The 13,298-nt window shown below is 29.8% G+C and carries 13 protein-coding genes; 9 read left to right on the top strand and 4 right to left on the bottom strand.

Annotation, left to right across the window (positions count from 1 at the left end):
• Window positions 1-13: 13 nt before the first annotated feature.
• The 8 genes from ACIQ06_RS14030 (at window position 14) to ACIQ06_RS13995 (ending at window position 10,459) form a co-directional block, all read left to right on the top strand.
• On the top strand, window positions 14-2,995 hold the full coding sequence (locus ACIQ06_RS14030) for an NERD domain-containing protein (RefSeq protein WP_396147364.1): 2,982 nt from the start codon (window positions 14-16) through the stop codon (window positions 2,993-2,995).
• A complete protein-coding gene (locus tag ACIQ06_RS14025) occupies window positions 2,995-5,547 on the top strand; it encodes a DUF7017 domain-containing protein (protein WP_396147362.1) in 2,553 nt (850 codons plus the stop codon). The genes ACIQ06_RS14030 and ACIQ06_RS14025 overlap by 1 nt, the downstream gene beginning before the upstream one ends.
• Before the next feature lie 52 nt (window positions 5,548-5,599).
• Window positions 5,600-5,920, top strand: coding sequence for a hypothetical protein (locus ACIQ06_RS14020; protein WP_396147359.1), 321 nt, complete (start codon window positions 5,600-5,602; stop codon window positions 5,918-5,920).
• A 145-nt stretch (window positions 5,921-6,065) separates the two neighbouring features.
• Complete coding sequence (locus ACIQ06_RS14015) at window positions 6,066-6,563, top strand: hypothetical protein (protein ID WP_396147357.1); 498 nt, start codon at window positions 6,066-6,068, stop codon at window positions 6,561-6,563.
• On the top strand, window positions 6,553-6,975 hold the full coding sequence (locus ACIQ06_RS14010; protein ID WP_396147355.1) for a multiprotein-bridging factor 1 family protein: 423 nt from the start codon (window positions 6,553-6,555) through the stop codon (window positions 6,973-6,975). The genes ACIQ06_RS14015 and ACIQ06_RS14010 overlap by 11 nt, the downstream gene beginning before the upstream one ends.
• 2 nt (window positions 6,976-6,977) lie before the next feature.
• Window positions 6,978-7,397, top strand: a complete 420-nt coding sequence (locus ACIQ06_RS14005; RefSeq protein WP_396147353.1) for a hypothetical protein — start codon at window positions 6,978-6,980, stop codon at window positions 7,395-7,397.
• Window positions 7,398-7,630: 233 nt separating this feature from the next.
• Window positions 7,631-8,701 carry a hypothetical protein gene (locus ACIQ06_RS14000; protein ID WP_396147351.1) on the top strand — a complete coding sequence of 357 codons (1,071 nt, stop codon included), beginning with the start codon at window positions 7,631-7,633 and terminating at the stop codon, window positions 8,699-8,701.
• Window positions 8,702-10,036: 1,335 nt separating this feature from the next.
• Window positions 10,037-10,459, top strand: a complete 423-nt coding sequence (locus ACIQ06_RS13995; RefSeq protein WP_396147349.1) for a DUF6943 family protein — start codon at window positions 10,037-10,039, stop codon at window positions 10,457-10,459.
• 192 nt (window positions 10,460-10,651) lie between these two features.
• On the opposite strand, the gene ACIQ06_RS13990 is transcribed toward ACIQ06_RS13995, so the two are convergent.
• From ACIQ06_RS13990 to ACIQ06_RS13975, 4 genes are all read right to left on the bottom strand, one after another.
• Window positions 10,652-10,909, bottom strand: coding sequence for a hypothetical protein (locus ACIQ06_RS13990; RefSeq protein WP_298180604.1), 258 nt, complete (start codon window positions 10,907-10,909; stop codon window positions 10,652-10,654).
• Window positions 10,899-11,162, bottom strand: coding sequence for a hypothetical protein (locus tag ACIQ06_RS13985; protein WP_298180602.1), 264 nt, complete (start codon window positions 11,160-11,162; stop codon window positions 10,899-10,901). Before ACIQ06_RS13985 ends, ACIQ06_RS13990 begins: the two co-directional genes overlap by 11 nt.
• 12 nt (window positions 11,163-11,174) lie before the next feature.
• Window positions 11,175-11,627, bottom strand: coding sequence for a DUF5675 family protein (locus ACIQ06_RS13980; protein WP_396147346.1), 453 nt, complete (start codon window positions 11,625-11,627; stop codon window positions 11,175-11,177).
• A 68-nt stretch (window positions 11,628-11,695) separates the two neighbouring features.
• On the bottom strand, window positions 11,696-12,499 hold the full coding sequence (locus tag ACIQ06_RS13975; RefSeq protein WP_396147344.1) for a hypothetical protein: 804 nt from the start codon (window positions 12,497-12,499) through the stop codon (window positions 11,696-11,698).
• A gap of 97 nt (window positions 12,500-12,596) precedes the next feature.
• Between ACIQ06_RS13975 and ACIQ06_RS13970 the strand changes: the two genes are divergently transcribed.
• Window positions 12,597-13,088, top strand: a complete 492-nt coding sequence (locus tag ACIQ06_RS13970) for a thermonuclease family protein (protein ID WP_298180596.1) — start codon at window positions 12,597-12,599, stop codon at window positions 13,086-13,088.
• Window positions 13,089-13,298 lie beyond the last annotated feature (210 nt).

The raw sequence follows: 13,298 nt of genomic DNA, 5'->3' as shown, positions 1-13,298 counted from the left end.
AAGCCAAATAGTAATGAGTTTAGAAATACTACATAACAGAGCAGAGCACACACACGAGAATGAGCAATTCAGAAGATGTGCATTAGAATTGCAAACTATTTTTTCTCAAAGAAATTGGGATGGTTTATTTATTGGTAATCCGTTCAACGATAATTATCATAGGTTTAGAGCAGATGCTATTTTATGCTATAATCACGGTTTAATTTTAATAGATTTTAAAGATTATCAGGGTACTATTAATCTACCTCCAAATGATGAAGAGTTTCAAAATACAAAGTGGTATTCAGAAAGTAGTAAAGATAAAAGCAGAATCGAAATAAAAGCAGGTTCACGGTTCATTAATCCTTTTAGGCAGTTAAAGGCATATCGTGAAGCTTTTTATGAAATTATAGAAAAGAATATTTATCTAAATGGTAGTGTTAAAGCTTCAAAGGTTGCAATAGCAAATATTTTTTCAGGTCCAGTAGAAGTTGTAAACAATATACCAGGAAGTTTAAGATATTATAAGTTAGTACAAGAATCAGAATTGACTACTTTTTTGTATGATTTTGCAAGTGAGAATAAGTTTTCTCAAGAAGTTGCAAATGCTTTAAAAGTAGTTTTTCCAGCAAATAAATGGGAAGAAGTTAACATACAAAATCCTGTAATTACAAAAGAAGAAAACATACAAGAAATTGAAAAAGAAGTAGAAATTGAATTGTCTAATTTTTTACAAGATGAAAATAGCGGTGTTTTTGTTTTAGAATCTATGGAGGTTAAAAGTCGCGATAATTGGATGAAATATCTAATTACAGAAGCTACCAACTTTGGAATCCCACAAATAGAACTTTGGGCACATTCAGCAAGAATTTGCAAGAAGATTACAGATAGAACAAGAGTCCAAACAGATAGTATTTATAAAGCTATTTATGGTGGAAATAACCAAACTAGTATTGAAGAGGAGGAAGAAAAAGAAGACAATGCAGAATCAAAACTGCTTGAAATAATTCCAATAAAATCAAATGAATATATTGACGAAAAAGCATTAATAATTATTCATGAAGCCCATCTTGTAAACAGAAGTTTAAACCAGTCCGAATTACTACGTTTTGGTAGTGGCAGATTATTAGAGGATATTTTTAAGTTTTTAAACCTTGAAAAAAACAATAGAAAAGTTATATGTATTGGTGATCCATATTCATTGTCATTTGGTAAAAATGAAGATGCAGCTATAAATACTAACACTTTATCAGAACTTTTTGAAGGTGGTATTAAGCATTATAGAAATCCTATAGAAGTGACAAAAACTAATGGTATTTCTAACATGCGCTATTCAATTGCAAATAGCATTGAAAATACTCTTTTTAACCAATTACATTACAATTGGAATGAAGATAACTTAATCCAAATTAGTAAACCTGAAATTGGTAATAAATTAAAACATTGGTTCAGCCAACCTAAACTTTCTGAACCTAAAGAAGCGGTTTTGATGTACTCTAAAAAAGACGCAAAAACCACTAATTTATGGATAAAGAACAATTGTTTAAACAATGGTCAATCTTTGGCTAAAGGAGATTTATTAGTTGCAAATAATAATGTTACAATTCCAGATGATACAGGATTTAACCAACCTAAAAAAGTGATTAATGGGATGTATTTTTTATTAAATGAAATAAAAGAGCCTAAAAACGTTTCACAGCCAATCAGTCAATCACCTTTACCAATTAATTTAAACTTCATCAATATTAATGTGAAGTGTTTGAGTTTGCCAGGAACTCCAGACACTGATATATGGATTTTAGAAAATTATTTCATTAGTGATGATGGACTTTCAAATAATGAAAAGATAGCTTTTCGAGTTTTTGTAAATAAAAGACTAAGTGATTTTAAGAATAAATTTCCTTTCAATTCAAGCGAGGAATTTAGAAATTTAAAACAAGATGCCGACTACATTAACTTAACTGATAATGAAAAAGAAGCTTTAGAAATTATTGCTAATGAATACAATTTACCTTCAGATAAAAAGACAAAAATCAGTACTACTGATAAAGTAAGGAAAATAATATTACCTCGTTATTACTCTAAATTCAACAGAAGACTTTCAAATCTTTTAAGAGAAAAAGATGCTTTAGTAAATGCAGTATTAATAAATTATGGTTGGGCTTTAACAGTTCACAAAGGATTAGGTTCTGCATTCAATGAAACAATTATTAACGCTGATCAAGGCGAAAGTAAAGGAATCAACAATGCTGAATATTTTAGATGGTTATATACAGCAATTACAACAACAGAAGATTGCGCTTACATAGTTAATCCAAAGGAAATTAATCCATTCCAAAATTGTGAATTTAAAGACGAATCAAATAATACGATTCAAAATAATAATGCAACGAATACTTTTTTAAGATTTCAAAACTATGAGTTTAAACATATTGGCTCTGAAAAATTAGAAGGTATTACCAATGAAAATGTAATTGGAACAATTGATTTACTTACAAAACAATTGGAATTAAAAGGTTATGTACTTGAAAGTGTTCAAAAAAAATCAGATTATTTAACTAAAATCATTTTTTCTATTCCTCAAGCTACTGACAAAAAATGTATCTTAAATATTGATAATAAAGGAGAAAAAGACAAATTTGCTGTAAGCAATGTAAGAATTGATAAGTTAGAAAATGATGATAGTATCATAATTGAAAAACTGATTAAAAATTTATTTACTTCGGACATAAATCAAATTCAAGACAACTCTTTGGAAGGTATAAATGACTTTAGAAAAGAAATTTATTCAAAATGGTTCAGTACATTAAAAGATAATAATTTCAATCTTAAATTAGAGAAAAGCCACAACAATCACGATATTTTTATAGCTGCTAATAGCACGGATAAAATAAAATTTCAAGTTTGGTATGGTACCAGTGTTTCTCAAAAAACGAAAGGTTTTATTAATTCAATAATTGTAACTGAAAAATCAAATGATGATTTAGCAAACAATTTAAAATCTTGGTTGTTATAATGGACAGTAGAACAGTTTTTGAATTACGAAGAGAAGGAAAGATACAAGAAGCTTTGAATATGGCTTTACAATTGTATCAAATTGACCCTGATGAAGCTTGGAATCAAAACGCATTAGCATGGCCATTAATTGACCTTTGTAAAGCGGCTTTAACCCAAAACAATTTAACAGAAGCCCAAAAATATTTTAATCAATTAGTAGCAATTAATTTTACTAATATTGATGATATAATTACAAGTCAAATTGCATTTTTAAAACCTAAAATTGACAGTAATTATTCAAAAATTCAAGAAGCCGAGAATTTAAGCAGAAATGGAAATCATAAATTAGCTTTGAGTAACATGAAAGCTATGTTTTCAAATAATCAGTTACTTGAAATTCATCATGAAGCGTATGGTTGGGTAATTTATCGATATATTAAAGCTGAAGAAAAAAACAGTTCAATTAAAGAATTAAAATCTTTAATGATGGATTATATAAATCTTTCCAATGAAAGACCATCAATGCTACATTCGACAATTTTAAATTTCGCATTAGGTTTTTCTAAAGACCAATCCGACTTTAATCTGTATAATTTCTTTTTACTTTGGGATCCATCTAAATTAAGAAGAGAAGATACAATGGAAAGTCATAATAATGGTACGACATATCCATCTTTAATTTCAAGAGTATTAAGAGAATTTATAGATAAAAAAACACAAATTGATAGCAAAATCTTATTTGAAAAAATACCATTTATCTCACCAGTAAAAATTGTAGAATTATTACGCGAACCTTATTATTGGAAACTATATAGTGCAGATAACGAAAATAGAAAAGCGGACCTTTGGAAAATATTTGAAGAATATAATTCACTTTTTCAGAATCAAAATGGTTCAGATATACATTCAAAAATATTGAACTCAGCCTTATTTTCAATGAAAGAAAATGAAGAATGGCGTTTTTTGAATTTCTTTGAAAATTGGAATCCGGATAATTTTATTGAAAGTGATTGGAGAGAGGTTAAAAAAGACGATAAGATTTATCCTCCAATGGCTATAAAAGCTATTAAAAAAGCTTTTGATTTAATTAAAGTTGGTACTGCTTATAATAATTTGGATAAGATTGTAAATGCTTATAAAATAGGGGTGACAAAATTTCCAAAAGATATTTGGTTGAAGCGTGAGTACGCTACATTACTAGCAAGAAATAATGAAGCTGAAGAGTCAATCAAAATATATAAAAATTTAGTGCTTGAAATAGGTGATCAAGCTTATGTTTGGCATGAGTTTGCATTATTGTTTTCAGTGGAGGAAGTAGATTTGTCAATTGGAATGTTGTCTAAAGCGATAAAGCTACAAAAAGATGAAAACTTTTTAGGAAGCACAAGATTAGATTTAGCAGAAAAATTAATTAAGAAAAATAAATTAGAAGAAGCCTTGGTAGAGCTAAATAAATACCAGGAATATAAAAGTGCTAATAATAAAAATGTATCTGATAAATTCAATGAGTTAGCTGTATTTACTAAGGGCATCCAAACTCATAATAAAGACAATTTAGAATTATATAATGAATTTATTATTGTAGCAGAAAATTTTGCATATCAAGATATTTCGTGGACAGAATTAGTTTTTGTTGAAAAGTGGAAAAACGATAAAAACAAAGAAAAATTAAGTTTTACTGATGGTAATAATTTAAGTTTATCAATAAATGCTAATCGTTTTCCAATTTTAAAGGACTTGCAAGTTGGTCATGTTGTTAAGTTCAAACTTCATAATAAGTTAGTAGAAGATAAAATTAAATTACATCAATTTAAACAGGAGTATTATCCTTTATTAGTCGAAATTTCAGATAAGCCTAAATGGAGTTGTTTAGAAGATATAATTGCAGTTGTAGATTATATTAATGTTGAAAAAAATATTGTGCATGCAATTTCAAGTGATAATAAAGAAGTGTTTTTTCCAATGGAAAACTTATCCTTGATTAAAGGCGATTTTATTAGTGCAAAGAAACTTCAAAAGAAAGTTAGAGAAGAAATAAGGATTGACTTAAAAAACATTACAAAAGTCAATAAAGAAGATGTTCTTAATAATTTCATTTCTCTTCTAGCTGTAATAGATAGTATTAATATAGAAAAGCAGTTATTCCATTATGTAGTAAATAATAGAATTCATGGGGTAATTAGATTTGAAGAAACCGAACTAAGACCTATTGAGGGTGAATTTATTCAACTTAGATTAGTTCATAAATTAGACAAAAAACACAATAAGTTAATGTTTAAAGCTATTGAAATTAAGCCAACAGATGAAATTACGACTACTTTAAGAAAAGACATTTCAGGTCTATTAAAACTTAAATTTAAACAGTATGGCAAAACCATAGATTGGGAAGATTTAGATTATGGTGATGAAAATCGTTTAACTCCTTCATTTGGTTTTATAGGAGATTATTATGTCCCAAAAGAAATTATTGAAAACACTAAAATTGGTGGAAATTGTGATGTAGATGCGAAAGTGGTTTTTTCAGGTGACAAATGGAAGGTTTATGAGCTAAAAAAGAAAATTGTAAATTAAATTCTTCAGAACGTTTTTAAAATAAAGCTTAAATAAATATATTAATATAAAAATGGGAAATGTAATAGAAACTAAATGTAAATCTTGTGGTTTTTCAAACGAATTTAGTTACGGTGGAGGAAGATTTAGTTATAAAACCAATTGTCCAGTTCCTGCAATTAATAAGGAAACCTTAGAATTTGAAAACATAAACTATTTAGAACACAAGAATTCAGATAAGTATCTCTTCTACACTGATGATGTATTAAAAGGAAATAATTATGATAATAACACAATAAATAATTTTGATCTAAAATTAAATACGGTCAATAATTATTGTCCAAGTTGTAAAGAAAAGGCACTAGACTTTAGGATAACTATGTTTGTAGATTAATTATTAAAATTATCTACCATTCTAATGTAAAATTAGATAGTAGCCTTTATATTTTGTTTACCTAAAAAGTATATTTTTGTTAATTATTACAAAATTTCACTTATAAGTGAAATATTTATTTACCTTTGTACACCTTTTTAAAGAAATGAATTGCGAGATAGTAAAATTAGAAGAGTTTAGTGGTAATGAAGCTTCAGTATATTCTATTTATATTGAGGAAGAGGAAATGACTTTATACGACAGATTTATTATTGAAAATAAAGCGCAATTTTTAACTGAGATAACAGATATTAATAAAAGACTTATCAATATTGGTAAAATTGGTGCGAAAGAAAATTTCTTTAAACTTAACGAAGGTAACCCAAGTGATGGTGTATGCGCTTTATATGATAATCCAAATTCTAATTTACGACTGTATTGTATAAGATATGGTACAAGTATTGTATTAATAGGAGGCGGTGGTCACAAACCAAAATCAATAAGTGCATTACAGGAGGATAAAAAACTAACTGAGGAAAATTATTTTCTTAGAGAGTTATCAAAAGAAATCAAACAAAGAATGTTAGATAAAGAATTAAAATTCACTACCGATTATTTAGATTTTGAAGGAGATATTAACTTTAATTTTAATGATGATGAATAACAAACCTAGAACATACAAAAGCCCTATACTTTCAGAACTTATTGAAAACATTTCTCAAGAAGAACTGGAGAAAACGGAAAGCAAAATGCGTCTTGCTGTAAAAATTGCTGATGCAATTAAAGCTAAAGGGTATGGAAAAACTGAATTTGCAAAAAAAATTAAGAAAAACAATTCCGAAATAAGCAAATGGTTAAGTGGTACTCACAATTTTACACACGACACTCTAATTCTTTTACAAAAAGAACTAGATATCAATTTAGTTAATTCCGAAATAATCGAGAAAATTGAGATTAAAGACATTCATATTGTTGCTGAAACGACAAGTACTTCAAAGAGTAATTTTAATTTATCAGCAATATTTAATTTCAAAAAACCTGATTATATAAGCACATACTCACTTTCTGCAATTTAATTATGGAACAAGAAAAAAATATCAGCTTTAGATTAAAAAATATAGAATTTTTACAATCAAGTTTATCCGCTATTGATTACGCTATTGGTATGGATACCATTTTCAAATTCAATATCAACATAGAGCATTTGGTAAACATTAATGAAAATTGCATTGCAATAAAGCCTAACGTAGAAATATTTACAGAAGATAATGCTTTCATTTTGGGAAAACTTTCATCAAGTTTAATTTTTGAATTTGAAAACTTAGCAAGTTTTGTCGTTGACAAAGAAGTTAAATTACCATCAGACATCATTATTGCAATAAACTCAATTTCGATTTCTACAATTCGTGGCATAATGTTTTCTACATTTAAAGGAACTTATTTACACAATGCCTTTTTACCTGTAATAGATCCTAAGGCATTTAATATTGAAAAATAGTTTTAAAATTATTTTAAATAATGATTGTACCAGTAATGCTTCCCATTAGAACAGCTTACTGGTCTTTTTTTTAAAATAAAGTAGAGAAATTTCATTATCTCATTCAGCTGCACAAAAATCGCTCCTAGTCCAAGTATTCCTAGCATCAATTCTTTGTTTGTTTCATTTCGCTAATTTCCTTTTTTAAGTAACAAATTGTATCTTTAATTGTAATTTTTAAATAGTTATTACATATGGAAACAATTGAACTATCAAGAAAGCAATTATATGATTTGGTTTGGTCTACACCAATTTCAAAATTGACATTACAGTATGCACTTTCGAACGAAGGTATTAAAAAAATTTGCAAACAATTTGAAATTCCAATGCCACAAAATGGTCATTGGCTAAAACTCAAATACAATAAAAAAGTTAAAATAGAGAAACTAAATCCTGTTTTTGGAGGTATTGATAAAATTGTTATGACATTAAGAGAAGAAGGAAACACTATCAATGTTGACCAAACTCCATTAACCATAAGAACCAAAGAAATTGAGAATGATTCCAACGCTCCTTTGACAGTTCCTGAAACTATAACAAAGCCAGATATACTTACTATTCAAACAAAGGATTATTGGAAAGGTAAAATAAAATTCAATTCTTATCGTGAGGATAATAGAATTGTCTATCCCATAAGAGTTGGAAAAGATTGTGAAAAAAGAGCATTACTTTTTATGGATAGTTTTACAAAATTATTACGATATAGAGGACATACTTGGAGTAAAGAATATAACTATATTGGTGTTTTAATAGATACTGTTTTCATTGAAATCGATTTAAGAGAAGCTTCAAAGAGAATTCCTCCAACAACAAAATATGGCTCTTCGCAATACATTCCAACGGGAGAGTTCATTATTAAAATGGGGAAATACTCTGGTGAAAGAGAATGGCGTGATGGCAAAACCAAAGTTGAAGAAATGTTAGCAAAAATAATGGCTAAGCTTGAAATCTATGCAGCTGAAGAAAAAATCCAGAAAGAAAGAAATCGTATTTGGCACTTAAACTATCAAGCAGAATTAAAAAGGAAGGAAGAAATAAAACAACTAAAAAACGAAGAGGTCGAAAAATTCAATAAACTCGTAAAATTATCGGAACAATACAATAAATCACTTCTAATTAGGAAATACATTGAAGCAAAAAAAGAGAAAGCACAAAACGAAAATACTCTAGACCAAGAAACACAAGAATGGATAAATTGGGCAAATGATAAAGCAGATTGGTTAGATCCATTAATCAACAAACCTGATGATATATTGGACAATTAACTCAATTAACTAAGCTAGACATTTAGCTTTCATAGGACACTCCTTCCCAACGCTCTAAAAAAAAATTACTGTCATGGTTATTGGTGCAATAACACGTACGCTTCGCAACTCATGCCAGTAATTTTTTTTCCCCAAGCTTCTTTACATAATGTGGCATTATAGGGCATTAAAAGCGTAGTTATTGTTTTTTTGGTTTTTCAATGCCCTATAATAACATTATGTAAAAAAGCCGCGCACCCAACGCGCAAGGCAGCGGCTCCAGGACAACTTTTTTTATTGCTTCCTCGCACCAGCCTGCAATAAAAAAGACCGTCCTTCACCGCTGCCACTACCAATCGGCAGTGTGTGTTTTTAAATCTTTTTTTGAATTTTTAGTTAGTGTTTTATCTGTTAGGTTTTGGGCTTTTATTTTATATACTTTGTGGTGATATAGGATAGTTTTTTCATTGACTTTGTAAGTGTGTAAAAATGCTTAACAACATTTGATTTTAAAAACAACTTCAAGGAATAAGCATTTTTATACACCCACAAAATCAAAAAGGGACAGCAAGAGTATTATTTTTTATTTGCCAGAACAATCCCAATAAATTGGTTTCACGATGGCCTGATGCCTTATCGTTTCAATCATACTTCGTAGTAATTGAACTATTTGATATTAAAGATATATCAGGCATCAATCCATCATAAAACCAATCAGAACATCCCAATAAGCAATTAAAAAATAATACACTTGCTCGCGCTACTGCCATTCCGCACTCGGTAGTATAATGCATTGTTTTTTGAAGATGCTTTCCATTTTCAAATCAAATATTCTTCTAATTTACAAATCTGGCTTACAATAGACTCACAAAGCATCCTCAAAAAACAAACCCACTAAAGAGTATTAAATTTTAAAACAGGATAAAAGCATTGTAGTTGATTTGCATATGGATATTTATCCTGTTTTAAAATTCAATACCCTTTAGAAGACGACCTGATTTCAAAACAAAATCCCAATAAATACAACTTCTTCCGATTCAAATCCGATTACATAACAACTATGATTGGATATTTCAAAAAAAAATAAATAAAAAAAAGGAAGCAAAGATAAGTTCCAGGTTTACAAAAAATCAAGTTCAAGCCCTACGGGTTTCGGATAAAATCTCCACCTTGACAGGTAGTATTTTACCCGAAAAACTTGCTTTTTTGAAACCTTCCACTAGACGAATGGCTTTCTTTTTTTTTTTTTTTTCTTTTGAAAAAATTTAATGGGCGGAGCGTAGCGAGGCACACCTGCTTTTCAAAAGAAAATCTAAGGAAAATTGAAAATATAATCAATTTTTAAAAGCCGAAGCCATGCTGAAATTTATCATTAAAACCCACAGAAAAGACACTATTTACACAAAACCGCATTTATTCCTACTTAACAAAGGGATGAACAGCGGAAAGCCACAAAAAGAGCCATTTACAAACAGTTTCGTTATCATTTTTGAAAACGAATCTGATTTTGATACCATAAATTTAACTGCTTATGCACTTTGGAAAACAAAATTTTGGCATCAATTCCTTAAAGGTTCAGTAATCCCATTTTTGAGCTTACAAGACATTAGAAAGGAATTTTCAATGAAAGTTAATCAAGAGATAAAAGACCACGAAGAACACGTTAAAAGCGTTCAAGCATTAAAGCTTTTGGAACAAAGCGAAAAACGTTTCCATGAAAATCTAAATCTTATAAACGATATGCGCAGAGTAATTCTACACCGCTACTGCAACCGATGATTTGATTTTGAAAAGAATTGAATCTACTTTTTTGCACTTTGTAAGCTATTTGAGTGCAACATAAAAGCAATATAAACGCACCGCTTAAATAAATCGGATAAAAACGATGCAAAGCATAGTTAAGCAAGGTTATAAACTAAAAAAGCTCCGTTTTACGGAGCTTAATTTAGTTACTGAAGCAATTCTTTTTTATTATTCTACTTTTTCTTCAGGTGCAATTTTCGGTTCTTCTTCCGATTTTACTCCAGTTTGTGCAACTGCTGAAACAACAGTTCCACCAAGTAACAAATAACCTGCTGCGGTTACAATTCCAGCAGGTAAAGCAACAGGAGAAGCTAATATTGCACCACCAACAGAAGCTAAAGTGATTCCGATGGTTCTTAATACTTTGAACCATTTTGGTGTTGGAGCTTTCACACGCTCAACAACACTCATATTTTTATTTTTCATTGTCTTGATTTTTAAAAATTGAAATTTCTAATGTTTGAACTCGTTTTTCTAGGTATTCTACTTTATGGTTTAATAAATCATTGCCACTTTTGAACTCGGTTTTAATGATTAAAGCCATAGTTTTTACTTCAACCAAATCTTTCTCCATTCTTTTGAAATCGGTGTGTAATTGCTTGATAAAATAAGCCACAACCGAAAGCAGAACACTAATTAGAGAGCCAAAAAGCACCGTGATATTATTTATATTTTCCATTGCGAGCTGATTTTAAAATTGAAAATTATTTTCAATTACGATTTTGTTTGAAGTGCTTTTGGCCAGGTTAACCAATTTCGGATATACCATTTTGTAAGCTGCAACACTTTGAGTAACTACATATTCACCTTCAGTAAAAGTGAAACCAAAACCACAAAGCGGACATCCAGCAGTTTCTTTGATGGTGTTTCCAGTGTGGATATAAACAAAACTAAAATTTGGAATTCCGGTAATTTCAATCATTCCTTGATGAAGTTTTCCAAATGCTTTTTTGTAGTTTACATTTTTTGCACCTTGAGTATTTAATTTTAAAGTAAAAGCTCCAGATGGGATGGCAGTTTGTGTTGGAACCTTTTCAGCTCTGATTTTATCTTCTAACAAATAGCATTGAAAAATATCATTGATATACAACTGACTTAACGTGCTATTTTTGCCCTGTGCTATTCTTATTATTTTGCTTTTCATTGGATGAATAGATTTGAAGTTAAATAAAAAATTCCTCACTTTTGGTGAGGAATCTTTAGGATTTTCTTTTAGAAAACGTCCTCAACTTTTAAGCAGTTGCCACTTGCAAACAAGTAGTAATTTGCTCCAACTTGTTGATAGAATTCTATTCCGATACATTGCAATACTGAAGTATTTGCAGTTGGTACAGCAGCATTTGGTAATGTTGCTGTAATTGTTGTAAGAGGAACAGGACTAAACAAATCCAAATACCCAGAATATTGAATGTTGTTTACTTCATTCAATGCTGCATCCATTGGATCATAGCTGTTTGTGGTTGCATTGTATTCAAAATCACTTACAACTGTTAAAGCTGTAATTAATCTGAAATGCGTTGCACCTGAAGGAGCATTAACCAAATTCAATGGATTAAATGCAGGAACCACAAAATCACCTGTTTCTCTGTCAACTCCATGAGTTACAGAAAATGGTGCATTGAAAATACCATTGAAAGAAACGTTTTTGTCAAATTCAAAACCTTTAAGGTAATTTCTTTGTGTTGAGATTTCGATTTTACGATAACCTCTCGCTTCTGTTTGGTCTTCAAGGTTGATTTTCTTCATAATAGAAGTTAATCTTCCAGTTACTTGGCTGTCTGCCATTTGTTTCATCAATTGAGATAATCCTGTGCGAATTGCTTTTCCAGCTTTGGCGCAAGCACCAAATTCGTTCATATTCTCACGAGTTCTCTCAAATTCAGGTGCAGTTAAAACTTGGTCACCTGTTGGTCCGCCTACCATGCCTGCAAAGTAGCCTTCCTGTCCTTTAATTTTAAAGTGTCGAACATCACCTAGAGTTCCTACATACTTTAAAGCGCCTTTTTGTCTTGCCATTTTTTTAAATTTTAAAACGTTAATAATTAATGAATTTTGATTTAACAAAGTTCAATGATTATCTTTGATTATCAATAACTTAAAACATTGAAAATCAATGCAATACAACGCAAAAGCACCGTATATAGTGGAAACCCATTGGCAAATTGAAGAAGTGCTTGATGGAGATAGCATCATCATTTGCAATCGTTTCACTCAAATGAAAAAAGAAATCCGTCTTTATGGTTTGGATGCACCAGAAGTAAAGATTAATAGAAAGATGATTGAGGACGAAGAGAAAAGCCATTTACCAGCTCATTTACTGATTCAATTTGGTTTGCAGTCCTTACAGTTCGTTTTGTCGGTTGCACCGCCTAAAACGATTGTTACAATCATTACAGAACAGGAGAACTATTACGACTATTGGAATAGACAATTAGGATATGTGATCCTTCCAGGAGGAGAATGTTTAAATGATTTGCTTTTGATCAATGGGTATGCAAAAGCAACAAGTCAATATTATTGTAGTAGGATAGGAGAATTCTTAGATTTTAATCGTCAAGCGCAGCTTGATAATAAAGGAATTTACAGCTTTGTAAATAAGTTCTAATTTGTTGTACTTATGTTGTACTTATTGGATTTTGAGGATGTAAAATATCAGTAAAATCAATACCTTACAGGCGTAATGGTGCTAAACCGCTGTGCATGTTGCACAACTCAAATATACAAAACCTTGTAAATAAATTTGATTTTTTTTAAATTTACTCATGCAAGGAAAAAAGACATTTACACCACAGTTATTTGTATCGGTAAATTTGTT

Origin of the sequence: Flavobacterium sp. (assembly GCF_044341265.1) — a bacterium.
In the GTDB taxonomy this organism is placed as follows: Bacteria; Bacteroidota; Bacteroidia; order Flavobacteriales; family Flavobacteriaceae; genus Flavobacterium.
The sequence above is the reverse complement of the archived record's forward strand: the minus strand, read 5'-3'. Positions and strand labels throughout refer to the sequence as shown.

Excerpts from the sequence above, each read along its gene's own strand:
- ACIQ06_RS14005 (WP_396147353.1), top strand. The coding sequence starts at position 6,978 with ATGGAACAAGAAAAAAATATCAGCTTTAGATTAAAAAATATAGAATTT.
- ACIQ06_RS13980 (WP_396147346.1), bottom strand. The coding sequence starts at position 11,627 with ATGAAAAGCAAAATAATAAGAATAGCACAGGGCAAAAATAGCACGTTA.
- ACIQ06_RS13970 (WP_298180596.1), top strand. The coding sequence starts at position 12,597 with ATGCAATACAACGCAAAAGCACCGTATATAGTGGAAACCCATTGGCAA.
- ACIQ06_RS13975 (WP_396147344.1), bottom strand. The coding sequence starts at position 12,499 with ATGGCAAGACAAAAAGGCGCTTTAAAGTATGTAGGAACTCTAGGTGAT.
- ACIQ06_RS14015 (WP_396147357.1), top strand. The coding sequence starts at position 6,066 with ATGAATTGCGAGATAGTAAAATTAGAAGAGTTTAGTGGTAATGAAGCT.
- ACIQ06_RS14020 (WP_396147359.1), top strand. The coding sequence starts at position 5,600 with ATGGGAAATGTAATAGAAACTAAATGTAAATCTTGTGGTTTTTCAAAC.
- ACIQ06_RS14010 (WP_396147355.1), top strand. The coding sequence starts at position 6,553 with ATGATGAATAACAAACCTAGAACATACAAAAGCCCTATACTTTCAGAA.
- ACIQ06_RS14030 (WP_396147364.1), top strand. The coding sequence starts at position 14 with ATGAGTTTAGAAATACTACATAACAGAGCAGAGCACACACACGAGAAT.
- ACIQ06_RS13990 (WP_298180604.1), bottom strand. The coding sequence starts at position 10,909 with ATGAAAAATAAAAATATGAGTGTTGTTGAGCGTGTGAAAGCTCCAACA.
- ACIQ06_RS13995 (WP_396147349.1), top strand. The coding sequence starts at position 10,037 with ATGCTGAAATTTATCATTAAAACCCACAGAAAAGACACTATTTACACA.
- ACIQ06_RS14025 (WP_396147362.1), top strand. The coding sequence starts at position 2,995 with ATGGACAGTAGAACAGTTTTTGAATTACGAAGAGAAGGAAAGATACAA.
- ACIQ06_RS14000 (WP_396147351.1), top strand. The coding sequence starts at position 7,631 with ATGGAAACAATTGAACTATCAAGAAAGCAATTATATGATTTGGTTTGG.
- ACIQ06_RS13985 (WP_298180602.1), bottom strand. The coding sequence starts at position 11,162 with ATGGAAAATATAAATAATATCACGGTGCTTTTTGGCTCTCTAATTAGT.